The 22,613-nt window shown below is 72.9% G+C and carries 18 protein-coding genes; 4 read left to right on the forward strand and 14 right to left on the reverse strand.

Annotated features, from left to right (window positions below):
• Positions 1-20 precede the first annotated feature (20 nt).
• Positions 21-1,343: an MFS transporter gene (locus IE177_RS09400; RefSeq protein WP_229815969.1), complete on the forward strand. Its 1,323-nt coding sequence runs from the start codon at positions 21-23 to the stop codon at positions 1,341-1,343.
• Positions 1,344-1,460: 117 nt separating this feature from the next.
• Here IE177_RS09400 and IE177_RS09405 read toward each other — a convergent pair whose 3' ends face one another.
• From IE177_RS09405 to IE177_RS09435, 7 genes are all read right to left on the reverse strand, one after another.
• On the reverse strand, positions 1,461-3,080 hold the full coding sequence (locus IE177_RS09405; protein ID WP_190014687.1) for a glycerophosphodiester phosphodiesterase family protein: 1,620 nt from the start codon (positions 3,078-3,080) through the stop codon (positions 1,461-1,463).
• A 138-nt stretch (positions 3,081-3,218) separates the two neighbouring features.
• The gene (locus IE177_RS09410; protein ID WP_190014688.1) at positions 3,219-4,520 is read right to left on the reverse strand and encodes a hypothetical protein; all 1,302 of its coding nucleotides are present in this window, start codon (positions 4,518-4,520) and stop codon (positions 3,219-3,221) included.
• Positions 4,513-5,721: a nucleoside phosphorylase-I family protein gene (locus IE177_RS09415; protein WP_190014689.1), complete on the reverse strand. Its 1,209-nt coding sequence runs from the start codon at positions 5,719-5,721 to the stop codon at positions 4,513-4,515. Before IE177_RS09415 ends, IE177_RS09410 begins: the two co-directional genes overlap by 8 nt.
• A gap of 63 nt (positions 5,722-5,784) precedes the next feature.
• Positions 5,785-7,455: a GMC oxidoreductase gene (locus IE177_RS09420; protein ID WP_190014690.1), complete on the reverse strand. Its 1,671-nt coding sequence runs from the start codon at positions 7,453-7,455 to the stop codon at positions 5,785-5,787.
• A complete protein-coding gene (locus IE177_RS09425) occupies positions 7,452-7,976 on the reverse strand; it encodes a gluconate 2-dehydrogenase subunit 3 family protein (protein WP_190014691.1) in 525 nt (174 codons plus the stop codon). Before IE177_RS09425 ends, IE177_RS09420 begins: the two co-directional genes overlap by 4 nt.
• A 2-nt stretch (positions 7,977-7,978) precedes the next feature.
• Positions 7,979-9,109 (reverse strand): HAD family hydrolase, encoded by a 1,131-nt coding sequence (locus tag IE177_RS09430; RefSeq protein WP_190014692.1) that lies wholly within the window; start codon positions 9,107-9,109, stop codon positions 7,979-7,981.
• 155 nt (positions 9,110-9,264) lie between these two features.
• Positions 9,265-10,215 (reverse strand): Tat pathway signal protein, encoded by a 951-nt coding sequence (locus tag IE177_RS09435; RefSeq protein ID WP_190014693.1) that lies wholly within the window; start codon positions 10,213-10,215, stop codon positions 9,265-9,267.
• A 980-nt stretch (positions 10,216-11,195) separates the two neighbouring features.
• On the opposite strand from IE177_RS09435, the gene IE177_RS09440 reads away from it, so the two are divergent.
• Positions 11,196-12,575, forward strand: coding sequence for an MFS transporter (locus tag IE177_RS09440; RefSeq protein ID WP_190014694.1), 1,380 nt, complete (start codon positions 11,196-11,198; stop codon positions 12,573-12,575).
• 56 nt (positions 12,576-12,631) lie between these two features.
• On the opposite strand, the gene IE177_RS09445 is transcribed toward IE177_RS09440, so the two are convergent.
• From IE177_RS09445 to IE177_RS09470, 6 genes are all read right to left on the reverse strand, one after another.
• Positions 12,632-14,551: a helix-turn-helix domain-containing protein gene (locus tag IE177_RS09445; RefSeq protein ID WP_190014695.1), complete on the reverse strand. Its 1,920-nt coding sequence runs from the start codon at positions 14,549-14,551 to the stop codon at positions 12,632-12,634.
• Between the two features lie 75 nt (positions 14,552-14,626).
• Positions 14,627-15,448 (reverse strand): 3-hydroxybutyrate dehydrogenase, encoded by an 822-nt coding sequence (locus IE177_RS09450; RefSeq protein WP_190014696.1) that lies wholly within the window; start codon positions 15,446-15,448, stop codon positions 14,627-14,629.
• A 54-nt stretch (positions 15,449-15,502) separates the two neighbouring features.
• The gene (locus tag IE177_RS09455; protein ID WP_190014698.1) at positions 15,503-15,982 is read right to left on the reverse strand and encodes an NUDIX hydrolase; all 480 of its coding nucleotides are present in this window, start codon (positions 15,980-15,982) and stop codon (positions 15,503-15,505) included.
• 68 nt (positions 15,983-16,050) lie between these two features.
• Complete coding sequence (gene lnt, locus IE177_RS09460; RefSeq protein WP_190014700.1) at positions 16,051-17,661, reverse strand: apolipoprotein N-acyltransferase; 1,611 nt, start codon at positions 17,659-17,661, stop codon at positions 16,051-16,053.
• Positions 17,662-17,798: 137 nt separating this feature from the next.
• Positions 17,799-18,344, reverse strand: coding sequence for a hypothetical protein (locus IE177_RS09465; RefSeq protein ID WP_190014701.1), 546 nt, complete (start codon positions 18,342-18,344; stop codon positions 17,799-17,801).
• A 91-nt stretch (positions 18,345-18,435) separates the two neighbouring features.
• On the reverse strand, positions 18,436-19,221 hold the full coding sequence (locus IE177_RS09470; protein ID WP_190014702.1) for a glutamate racemase: 786 nt from the start codon (positions 19,219-19,221) through the stop codon (positions 18,436-18,438).
• Between the two features lie 39 nt (positions 19,222-19,260).
• Here IE177_RS09470 and IE177_RS09475 point away from each other — a divergent pair, with 39 nt between their 5' ends.
• Positions 19,261-20,448 (forward strand): glycosyltransferase, encoded by a 1,188-nt coding sequence (locus IE177_RS09475; RefSeq protein WP_190014703.1) that lies wholly within the window; start codon positions 19,261-19,263, stop codon positions 20,446-20,448.
• A 106-nt stretch (positions 20,449-20,554) separates the two neighbouring features.
• Here the strand turns inward: IE177_RS09475 and IE177_RS09480 are convergent, their stop codons facing one another.
• Positions 20,555-21,862: a TerD family protein gene (locus tag IE177_RS09480; protein ID WP_190014704.1), complete on the reverse strand. Its 1,308-nt coding sequence runs from the start codon at positions 21,860-21,862 to the stop codon at positions 20,555-20,557.
• A gap of 294 nt (positions 21,863-22,156) precedes the next feature.
• On the opposite strand from IE177_RS09480, the gene IE177_RS09485 reads away from it, so the two are divergent.
• A complete protein-coding gene (locus IE177_RS09485) occupies positions 22,157-22,591 on the forward strand; it encodes a DUF6643 family protein (protein WP_190014705.1) in 435 nt (144 codons plus the stop codon).
• The last annotated feature ends 22 nt before the right edge of the window (positions 22,592-22,613 follow it).

Consider the following 22,613-nt stretch of genomic DNA (forward strand, 5'->3'; position numbering starts at 1 on the left):
GCCGCTCCGGGGATCCGGCCATGACCCCGGCCGCCCGCCGCATCATCCGCCTCAACAACGGGTTCCAGCTGCTGTTCAACCTGCTGTGGTGGATGCCCGTGTTCTACGCGTACCAGCGTGCGGCGGGCCTGTCGGACGGCCAGATCTTCGGCATCCAGAGCATCTACTACGTCGCCTTCTGCCTGTTCGAGATACCCACGGGGATGGTCGCCGACCGCGTCGGTGCCCGCAACTGCCTGCGGGCGGGCGCGGTGGTCATGACGGCGGCGAACCTGGTGCCCGTGCTGGCGCCCTCGTACACGGGCTTCCTGGTGCACTTCCTGGCGATCGCCGCCGGGCGTTCCCTCACCTCGGGCGCGGCGAGCGCCTGCCTGTACGACGGACTGCGCGCCGAGGGGGCGGACGCCCACTATCTCAGGGCGGAGGGCACGGCGCGGGCCCTCGGGCTCGCCGCCAAGGTGGTCTGCTGGCCGCTCGTCGGCCCGCTGATGTCCGTGGCCCACCAGTCGCCGTACGTGCTCAGCGCGGCTAGCGCGGCGGCCTCTCTCGGCTGCGCCCTCGCCCTGCCCCGGATCGCCACGGGCGGGACGGCGGCGGGGGCGGGCACTCGCGGGCGGCGGAAGGGCACCCTGCTGCGGGACACCTGCGCCGCCCTGCGCACCCTTCGGTCGTCACCGTGGCTGGCCCTGCTCATGGCGCAGGGCGTGGCGGTCTTCACGCTGTCCCGGATCTGCCAGGTCAACCTGTTCCAGCCGGTGCTGCTGGAGCACGGCATCGCGGAGAGCGGCCACGGCAGTGTCCTCGCGGCGATGACGGTCGCCGAGGCGGTGGCCTCCGCCCGGCCCCAGTGGCTGAGCCGGCGGCTGTCGCCCGCGGCCTGGGTGTCCGTGCTGAGCGTCGCGCTCGCCGCCTCGCTCGCCGGCACCACGGTCGGCGGCCCCTGGGCCGTGGTCGGGCTGCTGTGCGCGTTCGCCGCGATCACCGGGTTCGGTTATCCGGTGCAGCGCAAGCTCATCAACGACGCCATCCCGCAAGGGGCGCCGCGTGCCACGCTGCTGTCGGTGGAGAGCATCGTGGACCGCGGCGTGTGCGCGGTCGCCGCGGTGGCCGCGGGCGCGTACCTGGCGGCGGGCCGGCTCGACGCGCTTCTGTGGCACTCCGCCGCGGTCACCTGCGTGCTGATGCCGGTGCTCCACCTGGCGCTGCGCCGCGTGTGTCCGGCACCGGCCGCGCGGGGGCCGCGCCGGGCACACGGTGCCGGCACGGCCCCCGCCGCGGTCGCAGGGCCGGTGGAGGAGCCCGTCGCGCTGCCCGTCGGCGAGGGGGTGGCCCCGCACCCCTGATCCGGCCGGTCCGGCCGCGGCGACCGGCCGGGCAGGGAGGCCCCCCAGCGGGCCCGGGACCGGCGCATGACCGCCGCCCGGACTGCCCCGGCCGGCTCGCGAGGTGCAGCGGCGCGTTCAGAAGTAGCACGTGACCCGCAGGTCGCGGAAGACGAACTCGTTGGCCGGGATCGGCATGTAGCGCGTCGCATCGGCCGGGTCCTCCTGGCGCCACCGTTTCCCGGAACACCGCAGGTGCACGGTCTCGTTCATCGAGTCGTTGCGCACCGTCCCGACGCACACCCAGTCGTGGGCGTCGACGTCGTTGCGGGTGTACGCGGCGAAGTAGGCTCCGCGCCGCTCCAACCGCAGCCGGGCCGCGAGCACACGGCCGTCGCCGACGGGCGGCCCGTACTGGTTGGTGTCGTAGAGCGTGCCCAGGTTCCAGTTGATCCGGTAGCCGTCGTCCTCGTCGTGTTCGGCCCCGACGAACGGCGGTGCGCCGTGAGGGTCGTAGAACGCGTCCTTGTCCCTGAAGGTGCGCGGGAACCACGGCGAGCCGTCGTCGTCGTACGGCGGGTGGTGTGTGCCGGGGTCGGCGTTGACCGCCGCCATCTCGCACATGGTGGCCTGGGCCGCCACTGCTGATTCGACCAGCACCTCGGCGGCGAAGTCGCCGCGCAGACCGTGGGTCACGCCGAGGCCGCCGCCGCTGTAGAACGGCCAGTCGCCGAGGGCGTACCAGGTGCGTTCCTCCAGCTCGGCCAGGCGGCGCTCCACCGGGTCGGCGGGCGGGGGCGGCTGGGGGTCCCCCGGGTACGGGGTGATGCGGATGTGGATGCCGTCGTCCTGGAAGACGTGGCAATGGGGATTGGCCTTGGCGTAGCCGAGCGCGAAGCGGCTGGTGTCGATGTGGGTGCCGGCGAACGTCTCGTCGAGCCGGCGGGTGCCGGGGCGGAGGGCCTCGGCGGTGTCGAAGGTGGACTCGGTGGCGACGGCCCAGGTGTACGGCTGTGCGGCGGCGAGTGCGTAGTCGTCGTGACCCCGGTCGGCCCGGGGCAGGACGAGCACGCCGAGCCGAACGTCCGACGAGCGCGCGGCCTCGCCGAGTCGAAGGCCGAGGCCGGTGGGCCGGCCGTCGGCGCCGATCAGATCGTCGATGCCGCAGAGGACCAGGTCGAGAGCCCCGTCCTGAAGCGCTCTGTCGAGCAGACCCGGGTCGGGGCCCGCACCGGGGCCCGCCGGCGCGGGTCCGGTCAGCGCGGTGCCCACGTCGAGGTCGAGACCGCGCGCATGGCGCAGCAGTTCCGGGTCGGAGGCGGCGACGACGAGCCGCGCGGTGGCGGCGCGGCGGGTGAAGATCTCCGTGACGGCGGCGACCGTGTCCTTGCCGCCGGTGCTCACCCGGACCACGTAGGTGACTTCGTCGGGCAGAGCGTCGAGGAGGTCGTCGAGCGCTTCGACGCGCACGGGCGCGTGGCCTTCGGGCCGGTAGCGGAAGTCCGGTGACCCGCGCGGCCTGAAGGTCGCGCTCAGGTCGAGCGCACGCAGCCGCGTCAGCGTGAGTTCGCCGACGGAGGCCGTCGAGTCGGCCTGGCGGGGCAGCCCCAGGTCGGAGCCGGGCACGACGTGTCCGTCGGCGGTCACGGCGACGTCGAAGACGAGGATGTCGGCGCCCTGGACGTAGGCCGACGTGAGCGCGGTTCGGGTGTGGGCCGGGGCGTGCAGGGCGTTGCCGCCGATTGCCGCGATCCTCATGGTGTCGTCATTTCCTCTGCGCTGATCGAAGTGGACGGCGATGCGGTACTGCCGGTCGGGTACTCCCTCCGGGTCCGCTCCCCCGGACGTGCTGGTCCCGCTTTCGCGGGGTGGTGGCGCCGGTGGGGCGTTTCGGCGTCAGTCCTCCCGGTCATCGGTGTGTGCCCAGACCTCGGCGACGGGTGCGGCCCGTTCGGTGATGCCGTCGATCAGCCGCAGTTGCGTGCGCTTCTCCGCCGCGACGGGCGCCGATCCGTCGGCGAGCAGGGCCGGGCCACCGCCTGGGAGCGGTGTGAGCACCTCGGCGTACGGGCACGGGCCGATGCCGAGCAGGGGGCAGAAGGAGCACGAGCCGCGGGGGCGCCCCAGGCGCCCGATGCGCTCGTCGTGGCCCAGGCGGCCGGAGCGGGCCTCGTCCAGGAGTTGTCCGACGAGCATCGGCCGGGCACGCGCATAGTCGTCGGGGTGCCCGGTGGGGTGCGGGGCGAACAGCACCCGGGCGTCGAGTTCCTCGCCGTCGTCGAGGGTGCCGTAGGTGAGCCGGACCTCGGTCGCCATCAGTTCCGCCATGGAGGTGCCCGGGCCGGGTGCGGGCGCCAGGCGGTCCCCGAGCTCGCCGGTGAAGGCGTTGGCGGTGCTCTGCCCGAACACGAGGATCACGGCAGGCAGCGACTGGAACATCTGGCGCAGCAGGTGGCGGCGGGTCCGGAAGCACTCGCCGACGATCCCGGCGCGCTGGTCGTCGGTCATCGGCGGGAGGGCGGGGTCGTGCGGATCGGCCCGGGTGGTCCACTTGGCCGAGGCGCAGGCGACCATGTTGCCGTACGACAGGTCTTCGCCGACGGTGAGCGTGCCCCCGTCGAGACCCAGTTCCGCGCCGAGGGCGTCCAGCAGTTGCTGGTAGACGAGGTACATGCGCTGCGGCTGCTCGCGGACCGGGATCTCGCGGCGCCCCCGTGCGTCCCGGGGGACGTCGAGCGGTGTCCCGGTCAGGGGATCGTCGTCGGGACCGCCGCCGTAGGCGCGGTACGCGTCGTCGGGCAGCTCCGGCTTGAACACCCCCCGGTGCCGGAAGTAGTGCGCGTATTGGCGCACGGAGTCGAAGTCGGGGGTGAGCGAGCCGTGGCTGTCGGGCCACCAGCCCGGCAGGTTGGGGTTGATGCCGACGGCGAGGATCGGGGCCTTGCGGCAGCCGGACAGCGGTTCCGGCAGCGGGGTCATCCGGCCGGTGTAGTGCGAAGGCCGCACGATCGAGGCGTCCGGCGGCGGTTCGTCGGCATCGTAGTCGTAGGAGTGGTAGGTACCCCACGAGCGGAAGTAGGCGCACGGATGGGCTCCGGGTCCGGCGTACTGCGAGCTGCGCAACGCGTTGCACGGCATGAGCTCGAAGAGCAGCTCGACCTCGACGGGGAGCCGGGTGACGGCCGGCGGGTCAGGCATCGTCGAAGCCCGCCTCGGAGAGTCCCGCGAGCAGACCCCACGTGGTGAGCGCGCCGCAGACGCTGGTCCAGTAGCCGTACGACTGGTAGTAGGACACGGCCCACATGGTCTGCTGGTTGAGGGCGAACTCGCGGGTGGGGAGTGCGCCGTTGATCTGCGGGTCGGACATGTTGCGCACCACCACCCAGTCGGGCACGTGATCCGAGCCCGCGCCGGTCAGGTCGGCGCAGGCCAGGCCGAGCGCCGCGTCGCCCATCTCGACGGCCGCGCCCTCGTGTTCCAGGCCGTTCGTGGACGTGCCGTACTCGAAGTAGTCGGTGGTCAGGATCGGGTGGAACTCGGGCATGTCCCGCGCGCCCTGTTCGAAGCGGACGGTCGGTTCGTTGCCGGGCGGCTCGAGCAGCGGCCCGGCGAAGGGGAAGCGGGTGGACGGGGGGCCGAGCGGCGGTTCGGTCAGCCGGTCGGCGAAGCCGCGCATCAGCTTCTGCGCGTCGTCGATCCGGCCGAGCGGGAGCGTCCAGTCGCACGTGAAGGTCCGGCCGTTGAAGTCCTCGTTGCGGAACTCCTTGCGGCAGCGGAACTTCGCCGCGCGCGTGACCACCACGTCGCCCAGCGGGAAGTCACCGAAGACGCTGCCCGAGGTGCCGATGGTGGCGATCACTCGCGGCCGGACCTCCTCGATGATCTGCTCGAAGAAGTCCCGGACGGGCAGGGTGGCGGTGCCTTCGCCGGTCCTCACACCGTCCTGGTTGAGGTGGAGTTCGGACTTCACGCACAGGACGTCCAGGTCGCCGAGCCGGACGGGGACGTACGAGCCCAGGCGTGGCGGACGGGCGGCGAGCGAGGGCGCTCCGGTTCTGATCAGCGGGCGGTAGTGCTCCTCGAAGCGGCGGGTGTACCGGTACCAGCGCAGCCGCCCGAAGCCTCGGCTGAACACGTCGGCGAGGGCGTCCTGTTCGTCGACGGTCCAGGTGATCACTACCACGTCGGCGCGGGGCAGCGCGGCGTCGGGGGACGGCTCGACGTCGAAGGGCTGGGGGACGGGTGCGAGCCCGTCGGGGAAATCGATCTCGACATTGGCGGCGGCGACGAGGCCTTCCGGCACCGCGGCCAGGTCGGGTGACAGTTCGAGGTCGGCCGGGGTGATCCCGGCGGACAGAAGGGCGCGGGCGATGTCGACCCGCTCGTCGAGGGTGTCCATGGTGCTGCCTTTCGGATCGTTCCCGGTCAGCCTGGTGCCGGTACCGCGTCGGGGTTGTGTTCCTCAGCCGGGGTCCGGGAGTTGCTCGCACACCCGGTAGGCGTTGGCGAGAAGCGTGAGGGTGGGGTTCGAGGCGCCGGCGGTCGGCATGAACGCGCAGTCCAGGACGTAGAGTCCGGAGACGGTGTGCGACTGGCAGTTCTCGTCGAGCACCGACGTGCCGGGATCGGTGCCGGCGCGCAGCGTGCCCTGTACGTGTCCGTAGCCGGGGTTCTCCGCGCCGGGGACGTCGTAGCCGCGCAACTCGCCGCCCGCGTCCCCCATCACCCGCACCACGCGATCGATGGCGTAGCGAGCGGCGGCCAGGTCGTAGGCGTGGTGGCGGTACCAGATCCTGGCGGCGGGCATGCCCCACGGGTCGGTGACGTCGGGGTCCAGTTCCACCCGGTTGTCGTACAGGGAGAGCGCCTCTCCGGTGAAGGAGAAGTAGGCGCCGCCCTGGTGGCGCAGTTCCTCGAGGTAGGTGTACAGGTCCTCGCCCCACAGGCCGCTGCGGCCGGGTCCGAGCGCGGCGCCCTTGACGAGCCGGACCGGCGGCACGCACGTGTACGGGTCGTACACGGAGAACTTGCCGGCCTTGGTGACCGGGGTGGCCGGGTCGTCGACCACGTAGAGGTCGCGCAGTTGCAGGGAGCCGATCGCGGTGGAGGGCTGCTGGGCGCCGTCACCGGTCCACACGGGCTGCAGTGGCAGGGTGACTTCGGCGCTTCCGTGGGTGTGGTAGGTCAGGTAGTGGCCGATCAGCCGGCTGGGGTCGGGCACCTCGGACACGAGGAACAACCGTGCCGACTCGATGGTCTGGACGGACACCAGCACCTGGGAGGCTCCCAGGAAACGTTCGGGCCCGCCGGGCTCGGTGCGGTACATGACGCCGCGCACCCGGCCGTCCTCGTGCACGAGCCGGGTCACGCAGTGTCCGGTCAGCAGGTCACACCGTCCGGTGGCCAATGCGCGCTGGAGCACCGTGTTCAGCGCCGAGGCCCTTGAGTTGAGACCGCAGCCGAAGAACTGGTTGTAGCCGCAGAACGAGCAAGCCGGACGGCCGTCGTACACCCGGGAGTTGATCGCCCGCGGGCCGAGGTAGGGGCGCATCCCGGCTCGGCCGAACGCCTCGGTGAGGAACGGCACGGCCGCGTGCGGGCGCAGCGGCGGCATCACGTAGTCGTAGCCGGCCCGGATCGGTTCCTGAGCCGGGGACTGCCGGGCCCGCCCGGAGACGCCCCATTCGTACTCGGCGCGCTCGAACCACGGCTCGAACTGGCGGTAGGTCCACGGCCAGTTCACCATGTCCGCGTCGGGCGGCACGTCGTGCAGGTGGTCGAGGACCCGGAAGTCCTCCTCGGTGTAGCGGGGCACGTTGGCGTCCCACACGTTCGTCGCGCCGCCGGCCATGTTGACGTTCCACCAGCGCTCGACCGGGGTGGGCCGGTCCTGGCCGGGGCCGGACATGTAGATGTTGGGGTCGGTGTCGCGGTGCGGGATGAGCGTCTTGTGCGTGTGGAAGTGGAGTTCGTCGTAGGGAAGGAAGTCGTCGGCGACCGGGAGCGGGCCCTTCTCCAGTACGGCGACGCGGCGTCCGCGTGCGGTGAGCACGCGGGCCGCGGTGCCGCCGCCCGCGCCGGCCCCCACGACGATGGCGTCATATGTGCCGGGTGCGGTGGTCGTGGCGGTCATGAGTCCTCCCCGGGCCCGTCGGCGGTCGCGCCGGCAGGGCGGGTGAAGGGTTCGGCCGGCGTGAGGTGGCCGAACCAGCGCCAGATCACCGCCTCGCGGTTGCCGCCCCAGCGTGGATCGCCGAAGCAGCCCTCGATGCAGTGGGCCCGCAGGAGGGCGAACGCGGCCGGCTGGGCGAGGGCGGCCGCGGGCCAGTCGGGCAGGGTGCCCGCCGCCAGGTCGCGCAGCAGCGCGGTGGCCTCGGCGCGGTCGAGGTCGGCGACGCCGCGCCCGCCGTGCGCCCGCTGCGCGGCGGTGTCGAGAGCGGCGAGCAGCACCGGGTAGGCCAGACGCCACGCCGGTATCTCGGGGTGCGTCTCCGGGCCCATGGCCAGGAGCCGGTCGACGTATTCGGCGGCGTCGGCGTCGGCCGCGCCGGGCCGTCGGGGTCCGCCGGGCAGGACCGCGTCGAAGAGCACCTCCACGGCGCGCCGCTGGTCCTTGTCGAAGCAGCCGGTCGCAGACGGTCGCAGGAGCCACATGGTCAGGCCTTTCCGGTGATCCGGGTCGTCCCGTCCGCGCTGTCCGGGTCGTCCGGGACGCGTGCGCTGTCGAGGGCCTCCTCCATCGCGCCGACGATCGCCGCGTAGGGTCCGGTGTCCGGCGGGCCGATGTGGCGGACGAGGGAGAGCACGGTCGCGTCGTCCGCGTCGGTGAGGTGGCGGCCCAGTTCGGGATACAACTCGTCCTTCTCACGTACCGCGTGCGACCGGAAGAGCAGTACGGAGCCCTCCGTGCAGCGGCGGAAGTCGGAGATCGCGTGACACGCGTCGCGCGGGTCGCCGTGCTGGATCCGTCGCCAGGCGACGCGGATCGCCTCCCAGTAGGCGCGGACCTGGTCGTGCTGGTCGAACATCCAGCGGGCACGGCCGGGTGGCATGCCGCGGGCGACGGCCAGTGGCACGATCGTCTCCTCGGCCTTCAGGTGCGCCTGGTCGGCGAAGTGGGTGAGCGCGTACACGAACATGCCCATCGCGGTGCGCACCCCCGGCGGGATGTCCTGTGCCTCGTGCACCGTGTCGAGCGCCCGCACGATGCGCCTGCCGCACGCGAGGAGGCGTGCGCCGAGCAGGTGTACCTGTTCCAGGAACTCCTCGAAGGCACGGCCGCTGTCGCGGGCCGACTCCCCCTGCCGGCTGATCACCGCGGGCTGGAACTCCTTGCCGGGTGGCGACGGCTTGAGGACGCCTCGCATGCCGGCCGCCTGAGCTGCGAGGACCTCGATGAGGTTCTCCCCGACGAACAGGCACCGCTCGATCGGTACGCGCATCTGGTCGGCCGCGAAGTGGTAGATGGCCGGATCGGGCTTGTCCAGCTTGGCCTCGTGGTTGATCACGATGCCTTGAGGGTCCAGGAGGTCGGCGAGGTGGACGACGCTGCCGTCGGACTCGGTGACGACGGCTTCGGCGATCATCCGGCGCCCCTGCTCGGCGCTGACCTCCGCGGGCAGGTTGGTGATCACGCCGACACGCAGCCCCACCAGATCCCGCATGGCATCGAGCAGCTTCTCGGTGCTGGGCCGGTACAGCGCGAGATGGCCGGGCCGGTCGACCTCGCCGAGGGTGTCGCGCAGGTCGAAGAAGACCACGTCGCAGTCGACGGTGGTGGCGGGCATGGGACGGCCCCTTCCATGGATGCGTACGAGCGAGAGGGACGTGACGTCGTGGAGCGCGCCGGGCCGTGTGCCGGCGCGAGTGGGGTGTCCCCGGACTTCCCGGGCGTCCGCCCTCCCGGCGCGCACTCCCGGTGCGCCGGCTGTGCGCCGCGCGCTCAGACGTCCTCGTACACGGCGAAGCGGGCGGGTTCGGTCACGCCTGCATGCTTCAGGTGCTCGACGGCGGTTTCCATGCCCTTGAGACGCGACTGCAGCGCGTCGGCCTCGGCGTTGCCCGGCCGGGCCCGCAGCGCGAGCAGGGCCACGGGATGATGGTGGTCGTGCCCGCCCGCGGGGCCGCTCCAGGGCGGGTCGAAACTCCACGGAACCGGCCCTGTGAGCTGGTTGGCGGCCATCCAGTCGTCGATCCGGGCGTCCACCCAGCCGTGGAGCTTCCAGAAGATCGGGTTCACGTGGGCGGAGTAGGTGTCGGCGAGCCAGTTGTAAGCGGCGTCGTCCCATTGGTGGTCGACGCTGAACGCGTCCCCGCCCGTCCGGTACGAGGGCATCTCGGCCGACCAGCGCAGGTGCATCCGGTTGTGTATGCCGAACTCGATCCTCGCGCCGAGGCGCCGGAGGGACGTCTGACGCAGTTTCGCCGGGTCGGTGAACTCCGCCTCCCACTGGCGGATCCGGTCGAACGACTCCTGGCTCTTGGCGTTCCGGATGACGGCGGAGGTGTCGTCGTCACCCGGGATGTCGAAGGGGGGCGGGACCGGGTACTCGGTGTCCTGCGGGGCCGGAATCGTCGGCCAGCCCTCCACGCGAGGATGCAGCGGGTCGCCCGACTCGGCGAGGATCTCGTCGACCGTGGCGATCATCTGCCGGTGCATGAACAGGAAGTCCTCGCCCGAGCCGTTCTCGAGTTCGACGGAGGGCGTCCCGGTGACAGGGTCCGGCGCGGTCAGGGAAGGACGCGGCGGCTCCCAGCCGTGGTGGCGGAACACCTCCTGCTGCTCCGGTGTCGCACGCGACCAGGAGTCACGTGCGGTGTGCCAGAGCATGTGATGAAGGCGCATGGCGCGATCGGCCATGGCGTCGATCACGGGCTTGGGGAATCCGTTCATTTCACTCAGGCCTTCTGGAGTCAGGAGGATTCGCGGGACGCACTCGTCCGCTGGTGTGCCCAACTCGACAGGCCGTGGATGACCCACCGCCCGGGGGGCGGGTGCGTCAATGACATGGAGTCTGGTGAAGGTGCGCTTCTGCTCCTGGTTCCACTGTGACGCAGACCGTCTGCTGACGCATCCGGTGCCAGGCGGCAGCGGCCGCGGCGCCACACCACGGGTTCGGGCCGCCGCAGCAGTGCTTGACGAGTTAACGTCTTGAGCGGTGTGCGCGAACAGGACGAGCCAAGGCCCCGCAGGCGCCGCCCTCTTCGCCGCGTACCGTGGCAGGCGGTCGCGCAGCCGTCTGCGCCCTGCGGATGTGCCACGGCTTCGCGCCGGAAGGCCTGGCCTGCCTACAGGGACCGGCGAACGCCATTGCGTCGCGCCATGCTTTCCAGGCCGCCGCGACGACCGCGGGGTCGGACACCGCGCCGTCGAAGTCCCCGTCAGGATCCTCCCGCCGTGGCATCCCACGGACGGACCTGTCGATTCCGGCCCCGCGCGAGTGCCGCGTAGGCCAGGAACCCTGCGCGGGAGGTTCAAGGATGGCAACGCACTCCACATGATGAGTCATCGGAAAGACATCGCTTGCAGGTCAGGTGGCTGTTCGGTGCCGGAGGCAGTCAGGGGCTCGCGGCCGGACCGTGTCGCGCAGGCTGAGCGCGAGGGCCGGGGTGAGGGAGCCACCTCCGGCATCCCACGGCCAACCGGGCAGGCCGAGAACCTGCTGGGACAAACAGCACCGGGGCCCGTCGCAGCACCCTTCCTGTGCGATGACCTCCGAGCCCCCTGAACCGCCCGTCCGTAAGTCGGCATGGTGGCCGCACGCACAGCCAGCCGCCGAACTATGGTGTGCCGCCACATGTGCCACTGACCTGCGTCTTCCTACGGTGTGCCGACACGTACCCGTCCCCACCGCACACGAGGAAGTGGCGCACATGGCCTCCGCAGCAGCATCCGCTCCCCCACCTCCCGCCAGCCTCCCCCGTATCGTCGCCGCCAGCCTCATCGGCACCACCATCGAGTGGTACGACTTCTTCCTCTACGGCTCCGCGGCCGCGCTCGTGTTCAACAAGCTGTTCTTCCCGGACTCCGACCCGCTCGTCGGTACGCTGCTGTCGTTCCTGACCTACGCCGTGGGCTTCGCGGCCCGCCCGTTGGGGGCGCTGGTGTTCGGGCACTACGGTGACCGGCTGGGGCGGAAGAAGCTGCTGATACTGAGCCTGGTGCTGATGGGCGGGGCCACCTTCGCCATCGGGCTGCTGCCCACGCACTCCACCGTCGGCTCGGCCGCGCCCGTCCTGCTCACCACCTTGCGGCTGATCCAGGGGTTCGCGCTGGGCGGCGAGTGGGGCGGCGCCGTCCTGCTGGTGTCCGAGCACGGGGACGCGCGGCGGCGCGGCTTCTGGGCCTCGTGGCCGCAGACCGGGGCGCCGGCCGGGCAGTTGCTCGCGACGGGTGTGCTCTCGCTGCTCACCACCGTGCTGTCGGACGACGCCTTCGGCACGTGGGGCTGGCGGATCCCGTTCCTGCTCTCGGGCGTGCTCGTCGTGGTGGGTCTGTGGATCCGGCTGTCCGTCGACGAATCGCCCGTGTTCCGGCAGGCGCTGGAGCGGGCGGAGTCCCGGCGGACCGAGGAGCCGGAGAAGCTGCCCCTCGTCTCCGTGCTGCGCCACCACTGGCGGGACGTGCTGGTGGCGATGGGCGCCCGGATGGCGGAGAACATCAGCTACTACGTCATCACCGCCTTCATCCTCGTCTACGCCACCACCTCGGCCGGGGTCTCCAAGCAGACCGCGCTCAACGCCGTCCTCATCGCCTCCGCCGTGCACTTCGCCGTCATCCCGGCGTGGGGCGCGCTGTCCGACCGGGTCGGGCGCCGGCCGGTGTACCTGCTGGGCGCGGCCGGTGTCGGCCTGTGGATGTTCCCGTTCTTCTCGCTCGTGGACACCGGGTCGTTCGGGTACCTGGTGCTGGCCGTGACGGTCGGGCTGGTGCTGCACGGCGCCATGTACGCGCCGCAGGCGGCCTTCTTCGCCGAGATGTTCGCCACCCGGATGCGGTACTCGGGCGCTTCCATCGGTGCCCAGTTCGCCTCCGTCGCGGCCGGTGCGCCCGCCCCGCTCATCGCGACCGCCCTGCTCTCCGACTACGACAGCTCCACCCCGATCGCCCTGTACGTCATCGCCGCCGCCGTGCTGACCCTGATCGCGGTCGGTGTCGCCCGGGAGACGCGCCACCGTGACCTCGCCCGGGTCGAGGGCGGCCAGGACGAGCGCGCGGACACCGCCCCTGCCGCCGAGGCGCGGACGGTCTGACCGCCCCCCGCGGTGCCCGCCGGGCCCGGCCCCCGTACGCCCTGTGCGTACGGGGGTCAGCGTCTGTCCGGCGCGGACAACCGGTGGAGCCGCAGGGCGAGTTGGATCTCCAGGGCCCGGGCGGGGGCCTGCCAGTCCTCGCCGAGCAGCCGGCCCACCCGGTCCAGTCGCTGGGCGACCGTGTTCACGTGCACGTGGAGCTCGTCCTTGGTGCGGGCCGGGCTCATCCCGCAGGCGAAGTACGCGTCGAGGGTGCGCAGCAGGTCCGTACCGCGCTGGTCGTCGTACGTCACCACCGGGCCGAGGGTGCGGTCGACGAAGCCGGCGATGTCCCGCTCGCCCGCGAGGAGGAGGCCGAGGAAGCCGAAGTCCTCGGCCGCCGCCCCGTCTCCGGCCCGGCCCAGCAGGTGCAGCGCGTCCAGGCACCGGCGGCCCTCGGCGTAGGCCGCGGCCACCGTCTCGGGGTGGGCGGCGAGATCGGTGACGGGGGCGGAGGCGCCGACGGTGACCGGCTGGTGGACGGCCGTGCCCAGGTGCCGGGCGGTGCGGCGGGCGACGTCCGTGGCGGTGTCGCCGGCCGCGAGCGGCAGCAGCACGACGGTGCCCCCGTCGCGCGCGGCGGCCAGGCCGTGCCGGGTTGCGGCGAGGTGGGACGCGGCGGACCACAGCCGGCGGCGGGCGGCCGCCTCCTCGTCGGCGTCGGCGGCCGGGCCGTCGAGGCGTGCGGCGAGCACGACGTGGGTGGCGCCCAGATCGGCGTGGAGCCGGGCGGCGCGTTCCCGCAGCAGCCGCGGGTCCCGGTCGCGGGCGTCCAGGAGGTCGTCCAACAGCTCGCCCCGCACGCGCTGCTCGGCCTCGGCGGCGGAGCGGCGGGCGAGCAGCAGCAACGAGGTGACCATGGCCGCGCGCTCCAGTGTGCGCTGGTCGACGGGGTCCAGGTCCGGGTGGCCGCGCAGGACCAGCGCGCCGAGGAGTTCGCCGCTCACGGTGACCGCGGCGATCCAGTCGCCGCCGTGCCGTACGGCGTGCCCCTCCGCGCGCGACGACTCCAGCGCCTGCGCGGGTGCCGCGCCGGCCTCGGTGAAGTCGACGGTGCCGTCGAGGACCTCGGAGACGGCGGCGGCCACGTCGTGCACCCCGCCGCCGCGCAGGACCAGTTCGGCCAGCCGGTCGTGCACGTCGGAGGCCCGCTCGATGACGGCGCTGCGGTCCCTGATGATCGCGTTGGCGCGCTCCAGCCCGGCGAGTGCCGCACGGGTCTCGGTGAGCAGGTTGGCGGTGTCGATCGCGGCGGCGGCGAGCGCGGCGAAGGAGCCGACCAGGGCGATCTGCTCACGTTCGAAGACGCGGGCCCGGCGGTCGGCGGCGAAGAGCACGCCGATGACGTGCGGACCGAGCATGAGCGGAACGCCCAGGATGGCGACCAGTCCCTCGTCGCGGACGCCGGAGTCGATGGTGTGCGTGTGCTGGAACCGGGCGTCGTGGAAGTAGTCGTCGGTGACGTACGGCCGGGTGGTCTGGGCGACGAGCCCGCCGAGCCCCTCCCCCATGCCGAGGCGGAGCTGCTGGAAGCGGGCGGACACCGAACCCTCCGTCACCCGCATGTAGGTGTCGCCGCGCGCCGGATCGTTCAGCGTGAGGTAGGCGACGTCCGTGCCGAGCAGGGAACGGGCGCGCTGGACGATGGCCTGCAGCACGGCGTCCAGGTCCCGCAGGCCCGCCAGGTCGTGCGCGGTCTCGAAGAGCGCCGACAGCTCCGCCTCGCGGCGCCGGCGTCCCTCCAGCTCCGCGCGGACGCGCAGGGCCAGCCGCTTGGCGTCTTCCAGCGCGGCGATCCGGTCGGCGGGCCGGCCCTCGGCGCGGGCGAGCAGCACCGGCTGCTCGTAGGCCTCCACGGAGGCGTCGCGGGCCAGCAGCCCGAGGTACTCGGCCTCGGCGCCGCCTCGTGCTGCCGGCTCAGAATGATCGCGGGACATGGTCACAGGATTCCGCATCGGCGGCCCGGCCGGTCAGGCCTGTGGAAAACTCCCGGGCCGTTGCCGGAGCGCCGTTCAGTGGGCCGTCCATCCTCCGTCGAGGACCAGCGAGGTGCCGGTGACGAAGGACGCCTGCGGGCTGCACAGGTAGGCCACCGCCTCGGCGACCTCCTCCGGCTCGATGAGACGCCGGACCGCGCTGTCCTTCAGCAGGATGTCGGAGAGCACCCGCTCCTCGGGGATGCCGTGCGCCCGGGCCTGGTCGGCGATCTGCTTCTCCACCAGGGGGGTGCGCACATAGGCCGGGTTCACGCAGTTCGAGGTGACGCCGTGGGGCGCGCCTTCGAGCGCGGCCGTCTTCGACAGGCCCTCCAGGCCATGTTTGGCCGCCACATAGGCGGACTTGAAGGCGGAAGCGCGCAGACCATGGACGGAGGACACATTGACGATCCGGCCCCAGTGCTGCGCGTACATGTGCGGGAGGGCGCCGCGGATGAGGCGGAACGGTGCCTCCAGCATCACGGTCAGCACGGTGTGGAACACCTCGGGCGGGAACTCCTCGATGGAGCGCACGAGTTGCAGCCCCGCGTTGTTGACCAGCACGTCGGCGCCGGCGGCGACGCGTTCGGCGGCGTCGAGGTCGGTGAGGTCGACGGCGTGCGGCAGGAGGGTGCCCGCAATGCCGTCGCCCCTCTCCGCCTGCCGGGCCAGTTCGGCCAGGCCGGCCGCGTCCCGGTCGACGGCACGCACCTCGGCCCCGGCGGCGGCGAGCCGCAGCGCGCAGGCGCGGCCGATGCCGCTGGCGGCCCCGGTGACGACAGCGGTGCGGCCGCCGAGGTCCAGGGCGAGGGACTGGACGGGGTTGCCGGGACCGGGCTGGGGGGTGGACGAGGTCATGTGCCGACCCTAGGCGGAGCCCCTCCCTCACCACATGTGGCGTCCACCCACAACTCAGCTGGCAGTCATAGGGTCAAACCATGTGGGGGCCTCGGACATGGCCTGCTTGATCCGGAAGAGGCCGAACTCGCGCAGATCGGGCAGCGCGTCCAGCGTGAACCAGCCCACCTCCAGCGACTCGTCGTCGTTGACCCGGGCCTCGCCGCCCACCGCCCGGCACCGGATGGTGATGTCCATGTACTGGCAGACGTCCCCGTTGGCGTAGGTCACCGGCTCCAGCGCCTGGACGAGGACGATGCGCTCGGCGACGCAGTGGACGGCCGTCTCCTCGAAGACCTCCCGCACGGCGCAGGCGGCGGGCTGCTCGCCCGGCTCCGGGATACCGCCGATGACCGACCACTTGCGGGTGTCCGACCGCTTGCCGAGGAGCACTCTGCCCTCGTCGTCGAAGACGATCGCGGTGATGCCGGGGAGCCACAGCGGCTGGTGGTCGATGGAGGCCCGGAGCGTGCGGATGAAGTCGGGAGTAGCCATGGCCCCGACCCTAACGGGCCGGGCCACCGGATTCCGGCCGGTTCAGGGGCGTACGAGGGGTCGTACGGCTACGCGTCACCGGCGCGCCGGCCGCGCAGACCGGAGCCGACCGCCCAGCCGATCCCGCCCGCGGCGACCAGGGCGACGGCGATCTCCGGCAGGATGCCCAGCTCCGTCGCCGGGGTGGTGGAGGTGCGCAGGGGCACCTTCTGGACGAGGTAGGCGGGCACGAACATGCCCGTCTTCTGGGTGATCCTGCCGTCCGGCATGATGAAGGCGCTGACGCCGCTGGTCACGGGCACGGTCACGGTACGGCTGTGCTCGACCGCGCGGATCCGGGACATGGCGAGCTGCTGGTAGGTCATCTCGCTGCGGTCGAAGGTCGCGTTGTTGCTCGGTACGGAGATCATCTCCGCCCCGTGCGTGACCGTGTCCCGCACGGCCCAGTCGAAGGCGGCCTCGTAGCAGGTGGCGAGGCCCACCCGGACGCCGCCGATGTCGAACACGCCGGGCTCGCCGCCCCGGCTGAAGTCCTGGCGGACCATGCCGGTCCAGTCCTTGTTGATCGCGCCCACGAGGCCGCGCAGCGGGAGGTACTCGCCGAAGGGCTGGATCTGCCGCTTGTCGTAGGTCTGCGTCGGCCCCTTGGCCGGGTCCCACAGGATCTGCTCGTTGAGCAGCCGGCCGTCCCTCTCGACGACTCCGCCGACCGAGATGGGCACGCCGACCGCCTTGGCGGCGCTCCCGATGACGGCCGCCGCGTCGGGGTTGGTGAAGGGATCGATGTCGGAGGAGTTCTCCGGCCACAGCACGTAGTCGGGCTTCTGGGCCTTGCCCGCCTTGATGTCGGCGGCGAGCTCGAGGGTCTCGCGCGCGTGGTAGTCGAGCACGGCCCGCCGCTGGGCGCTGAACTCCAGTCCGGAGCGCGGGACGTTGCCCTGGACGACCGCCACGGTCGCGGTGCCGTTCTCGGCCTCGTCGCTCACCAGCGCGCGGGCCGCGACCGCACCGCCCACCGGTACGGCCACGCTCAGCAGCGCGGCGGCCGCGGCCCCGCGCCGCAGCACCCGGGTGCGGCGCCGCTCGGCGATCAGCCGCCCGGTCTCGTACAGGCCGAATCCGCACAGCAGGACCGCGAGGCCGAGCACCGGAGTGCCGCCCACCGCGGCGAGCGGCAGGAACACGCCGTCCGCCTGACCGAACGCGATCTTGCCCCAGGGGAAGCCCCGGAAGGGCACGCGCGCCCGTACCGCCTCGCTCGCGATCCACACCGCGGCGGCCCACACCGGCCAGGCGGGCAGCCGGGAGACGGCGGCGATGCCCACGCCGGCCAGGGCGACGAAGACCGCCTCGATCGCGACCAGGGCCAGCCAGGGACCAGGCCCCACCTCCACGCCGGTCCACACCAGCAGCGGCAGCAGGAAGCCGAGCCCGAACAGATAGCCCAGCCCGAAGGCCGCCTTCCAGCCGCGGCCGCGCAGCACCCAGCCGAAGCCGGCGAAGGCGGGCAGGGCAAGCCACCACAGGGTGCGTGGCGGGAAGCTGACGTAGAGCAGCACTCCGCAGAGCGCGGAGGCGACGGCCGGGACCAGGCGCCGCAGCCGGCCGCCGATCGCGCCGGGTGCGGGGGACGGCTGGAGCTGGTCCTGCTGGTCCACAGAGGTTGCGGTGACGGTCACCCGGGGAGTGTACGGCGGCGGGCCGCACCGCCGACAGCACGGCCGGACCCCGCGGCAGGGCCGGGCCGGCCGTGGTCCCGTCCCTGATCGGAGCGGGTCGGCGCCCGCCTCGGCCCTGCGGGCGCCTGCGGGTGCGGTCAGTGCGGCGACTCCGGCGCGGTCGGCCGCAGCCGGGCCCTGATCACCCGTACCGCCGACTCCGCGTCGTCGACGGTGACCGTGAAGGTGTGGCCGTCCCACAGGCGCAGCACGATGCCCTCGCCCCGGCGTACGACGACGGCGGTGCCCTTCTCGGGACGCCACCGGTAGCCCCAGCCGCCCCATTGCCGCGGCGTGACGAGGGCGGTGAAGTCGGCTCCCGTCACGTGGGAGAGCGGGATGCGGCGGCGGGGCAGCCCCATGTGGCCGCAGCGGACCTCGACGCACTCCTTGTCGAGTCTGAGGTCGACGTGCACGAAGGCGAGCGTGCCGAAGAGGACGAGCAGACCGGCCGCGATGCAGCCCACCACCGACATGGCCAGCGGGGCGATGCCGGAGGTCCAGGCCGAGTCCACGGCCAGTTCGATGCCGAGTGCCATGCAGGCCGCGCCGACCAGCGCCAGCAGCCACTGGACCCGGTTGGTGGCGCGCCCCGTCCAGACCTCGGGGTGCTGCGCGTCGTCGGCCCGGGGGTCGTCCCTCATGTCTATGAGGTTACTCAGATTTCGCTGCGCGGGCGGCTCGTAGCGCAGGGTGACCGCCCCGGTGGCGCACGGCGGACCGTACGGCCGCAGGTCAGCGGACGGGACTGACGACCTGCAGGAAGCGCCCCTCTTCGTAGGCCAGGGCCGTGTCCGGGAGGTTCGCCTCACGGCCGCTGAGCAGCACGGTGAGGGTGGTGTCCGCGACGGCGTCCGGGGCGGGCTCCACCCCGATCCGGCGCAGGCCCTGGGCCGCGACCGCCCCGGCGGAGCCGTGCAGCATGAGCGGCGGGCGGCCGGGGCGCTGCACGGCCGCCCGGATGCGCTCGGCGACCAGTTCGTAGTTGGTGCAGCCGAGGACGAGGGTGGTCACGTCGTCCGGGGTGCGGGCGGCGGCCGAGGCGATCGCGGCGTCGACGGCGTCCTCGTCCGCGTGGTGCACGGCGTCCGCGAGGCCGGGGCACGCGACCTCGGTGACGGCCACGCCCTCGGCGAACCGCTCGATCAGCCCGCGCTGGTAGGCGCTGCCCGTGGTGGCCGGGGTCGCCCAGATCGCGACAGGCCCGCCGCCCGCGGCGGCCGGCTTGATCGCCGGGACGGTGCCGATGATCGGCACATCGGGCTCGAAGCGGGCGCGCAGCGCCGGGAGGGAGTGCACGGAGGCGGTGTTGCAGGCGACGATCAGCACGTCCGGCTCGTGGGCACAGGCGGCCTCGGCCACGGCGATGGCCCGCTGCGTGATGTCCTCCGCGGTGCGCGGTCCCCAGGGCATTCCGTCCGGGTCCCACGACAGCACGAGGTCGGCGTCGGGGCGCAGCCGGCGTATCGCGGCAGCGGTGGGAAGCAGGCCGATTCCGGAGTCCATGAGCGCGATCTTCACCCGGCCACGATAGACGATGGGCCCTCGCGGACCGGTCCCGTGGGGCAGACTGCGGCCGTGAGCGCCGTCCTGTGGATCACCGCCGTCTCGCTTGCCGCCTGGTGCTGGCTGTTGCTGTGCCAGGGCTTCTTCTGGCGTACGGACGTCCGGCTGCCGCCGCGCCGCGAACCGGACGAGTGGCCGGACGTGTGTGTGGTCGTGCCGGCCCGGGACGAGGCCGCCGTGCTGTCCGCGAGCCTGCCGTCGCTGCTGGCGCAGGACTACCCGGGGCGGGCGGAGGTGTTCCTGGTGGACGACGGGAGCACGGACGGAACCGGGGAACTGGCCCGTGAGCTGGCCCGGCGGAACGGCGGGCTGCCGCTCACGGTGGTCTCGCCCGGCGAGCCGCCGGAGGACTGGACCGGGAAGCTGTGGGCGCTGCGGTGCGGCATGGGCCTGGCACGGGCGCGGGGTCCCGAGTACCTGCTGCTGACGGACGCGGACATCGCGCACGCGCCGGACAGCCTGCGCGAGCTGGTGGCTGCGGCGCGCTCCGGGGGCTTCGACGTGGTGTCGCAGATGGCTCGGCTGCGGGTGGCGAGCCGGTGGGAGCGGCTCGTGGTCCCGGCGTTCGTGTACTTCTTCGCGCAGCTGTACCCCTTCCGCCGGATCGGCCGGGCGGGGTCGCGTACGGCCGCGGCGGCCGGCGGCTGCGTCCTGCTGCGCGCGGCCACGGCGCGGCGGGCACGGCTGCCCGACTCCATCCGGCACGCCGTCATCGACGACGTGGCCCTCGCGCGCGCGGTCAAGGGTGCCGGCGGCCGGGTGTGGCTGGGGCTCGCCGACCGGGTGGACAGCGTGCGCCCCTATCCGCACCTGCGCGACCTGTGGCGGATGGTCTCGCGCAGTGCCTACGCCCAGCTGCGGCACAACCCGCTGCTGCTCGCCGGTACGGTCGCCGGACTCGCGCTGGTGTACCTGGCGCCGCCCGCCGCGGTGGCCGCCGGTGCCGCCACCGGCAGCGTGGCGGTCCCGGTCCTCGGCGCGCTGGCGTGGGCGGTGATGGCGGGGACGTACGTGCCGATGCTGCGGTACTACCGGCAGCCGCTGTGGCTCGCCCCGGCGCTGCCGTTCACCGCGTTCCTGTACCTGCTGATGACGGTCGACTCGGCCGTGCAGCACTACCGGGGGCGCGGTGCGGCCTGGAAGGGCCGCACCTACGCCCGCCCGGGCACGGTGCCGGACTAGGACCTCTCGTTCGGATCATGCCGGGCTCGCGGGCCCTGGCACCGCGCCCTGATCCGGCCTGATCCAGACGGAAGACCCTGCGCCGTGACCCCAGGGCCGAGCCCGGTCACTTGCGGCCGGGTGTCCAGTTCATGCCCCAGCCGTAGGCACGGTCCACGGTCCGCTGCGGGCTCACTCCCCGCTCGGGCACCAGGTAGCGGGCCTCGCGCCGGACGACGACGTCGCCGCCCGTGTGGGTGATGAGCGCGAGCGCGCACACCGTGGAGGGCACGGTGCATTCGTCGAGCGAGAAGTCGACGGGGGCGCCGTGCTGCGGCCGGAGGGTGACGGTGGCGTGCAGGTCGGCGAAGGAGGCGGCGCCTTCGTAGATGGTGACGAAGACGAGGATGCGCCGGAAGTCGTGCCGGTGGTCGAGGTTGACGGTGAGGTTCTCGCCGGCGGCCACGGCGCCGGTGCGGTCGTCGCCGTCGAGGTGGATGTACGGCGGCCGGTGCAGCGCGCCGAAGGCGTTGCCGAGTGCCTGTACGACTCCCTTGCGGCCGTCGGCGAGTTCGTACAGGGCGCCCAGGTCCAGGTCGAGGTCGCCCTGCCGTCCGCCCCATCGGCGGCCGGGGCCCGCCGGCTGCCGGCGCGTCTGCCAGTTGAGGTTGACCCGCATGGTTCCCGAGGTGCCGCCCTGCTTGGTCAGCGAGACCGACGGGGCGGCCTTGGTCAGGGTGACCTTGGAGAGGCGGACCGGCTGGGCCGCCGGCGGGGGCGGGGCCGCCGCGGGAGGCGGCACGGTCACGGGCGGCGGCACCGGGGGTGCGGCCGGGGGCGGCGGGGCGGCAGGGGACGGCGGGGCGGTCGCCGGAGGCGGTGGCTCTGTCGCCGGGGCGGGCGGCGCGGCGTGCCGGGGTTCGTCCACGCTGATGCCGAAGTCGGCCGCCAGGCCCTCGAGTCCGCTGCTGTATCCCTGACCGACGGCGCGGAACTTCCAGCCTCCCTGACGGCGGTAGAACTCGCCGAGCACGAAGGCCGTCTCCACGGTCGCGCCGGGGCTGTCGAAGCGGGCGACCACCTGGCCGGTCGCGGGGTCGGTCACCTCGACGTAGAGGTCCGGTACCTGTCCGAAGGTCCCGCCGTCCGCCGAGGCCGCGAGGACGATGCGCTCGACGGCGCCCTCGACGCGCGCGAGGTCGGCGAGCAGGGTGTCGGTGACGCGTCCGCCGGACGCACGCTTGCCCTCGTGACGGACCGCGCCGGACGGATGGGCGGGCTGGTTGTAGAAGACGAAGTCCTGGTCGGAGCGGACCTTCCCGGCGGCGAGCAACAGCGCCGAGGCGTCGGCGTCGGGCACGCCCGGTCCGGGGCGCCAGCCCAATTCCACGCGCAGCGCCGCGGTCGGCACCGGCGTATTCGATCCCTTCGGCATTGACATGTCCGCCCCCATCACGTCTCGGCTCGGGGCATCCCCGGTGCTCCGGGTCTTCCCCACCCGCACAACGTATTGCCGGACCCGGGAGAACGCCCGCGAACGGCACGGAAAGATCGCCGGTCAACCGCCGGTAACCCACCAGGAACTCGGCCTTTACACGATTCAAACGTTGATCGGCGTCCATTTTTGCCGAGTTCGCTCGGATTGGGGGTCCCCAGCCACGGCCGACACGGAAAACAACCCTCTTATCGGTCTCCCCAACCAGCACATCGTGGGCTTAACTTATGTGCCATGACCTCCCCCCGCTCCACTTATGGTGGCGGCTACTACTCCGCCTCCTTCCCGGACACCCCGATCTACGACTCGCTCGTGGCCGAGCGGGGCACCCCGCAGATCGCCCCGATCCGGGTCCCCGCCGCGTACGACACGGGCAGCAGCCTGCCCGCGCTCCCGTCGGCCCTGCCCGCCCTCCCGGCGGCCCCCTCCCCGCAGGCCTCCGCCTACGGTTACCCGCACATGCAGCAGCCCGCACCGCTGCAGCACGCGCCCGCGGCCTACATCCCGCAGCAGGCGAGCGCCCCGCGCGGGTACCCCGGTCCGCAGGCCCCGCAGCAGCGTCCGATGGCGGCGGGCACGGGGTACGAGGCCATGCGCCCGGCCGCGCCGCGTCCCCCGCAGGCCGGCTACCAGGATCCGTACAACAACCAGCAGTACCGCGGCTACTGACCGGCGCCCCGCGCCGTCGGTG

The sequence above is a fragment of the Streptomyces lucensis JCM 4490 genome (assembly GCF_014650035.1).
GTDB classification, from domain to species: domain Bacteria; phylum Actinomycetota; class Actinomycetes; order Streptomycetales; family Streptomycetaceae; genus Streptomyces; species Streptomyces lucensis.

Bases quoted from the DNA above. Each gene is read 5' to 3' on its own strand.
- IE177_RS09400 (WP_229815969.1), top strand. From the start codon at position 21: ATGACCCCGGCCGCCCGCCGCATCATCCGCCTCAACAACGGGTTCCAG.
- IE177_RS09405 (WP_190014687.1), bottom strand. From the start codon at position 3,080: ATGAGGATCGCGGCAATCGGCGGCAACGCCCTGCACGCCCCGGCCCAC.
- IE177_RS09410 (WP_190014688.1), bottom strand. From the start codon at position 4,520: ATGCCTGACCCGCCGGCCGTCACCCGGCTCCCCGTCGAGGTCGAGCTG.
- IE177_RS09415 (WP_190014689.1), bottom strand. From the start codon at position 5,721: ATGGACACCCTCGACGAGCGGGTCGACATCGCCCGCGCCCTTCTGTCC.
- IE177_RS09420 (WP_190014690.1), bottom strand. From the start codon at position 7,455: ATGACCGCCACGACCACCGCACCCGGCACATATGACGCCATCGTCGTG.
- IE177_RS09425 (WP_190014691.1), bottom strand. From the start codon at position 7,976: ATGTGGCTCCTGCGACCGTCTGCGACCGGCTGCTTCGACAAGGACCAG.
- IE177_RS09430 (WP_190014692.1), bottom strand. From the start codon at position 9,109: ATGCCCGCCACCACCGTCGACTGCGACGTGGTCTTCTTCGACCTGCGC.
- IE177_RS09435 (WP_190014693.1), bottom strand. From the start codon at position 10,215: ATGAACGGATTCCCCAAGCCCGTGATCGACGCCATGGCCGATCGCGCC.
- IE177_RS09440 (WP_190014694.1), top strand. From the start codon at position 11,196: ATGGCCTCCGCAGCAGCATCCGCTCCCCCACCTCCCGCCAGCCTCCCC.
- IE177_RS09445 (WP_190014695.1), bottom strand. From the start codon at position 14,551: ATGTCCCGCGATCATTCTGAGCCGGCAGCACGAGGCGGCGCCGAGGCC.
- IE177_RS09450 (WP_190014696.1), bottom strand. From the start codon at position 15,448: ATGACCTCGTCCACCCCCCAGCCCGGTCCCGGCAACCCCGTCCAGTCC.
- IE177_RS09455 (WP_190014698.1), bottom strand. From the start codon at position 15,982: ATGGCTACTCCCGACTTCATCCGCACGCTCCGGGCCTCCATCGACCAC.
- IE177_RS09465 (WP_190014701.1), bottom strand. From the start codon at position 18,344: ATGAGGGACGACCCCCGGGCCGACGACGCGCAGCACCCCGAGGTCTGG.
- IE177_RS09480 (WP_190014704.1), bottom strand. From the start codon at position 21,862: ATGCCGAAGGGATCGAATACGCCGGTGCCGACCGCGGCGCTGCGCGTG.
- IE177_RS09485 (WP_190014705.1), top strand. From the start codon at position 22,157: ATGACCTCCCCCCGCTCCACTTATGGTGGCGGCTACTACTCCGCCTCC.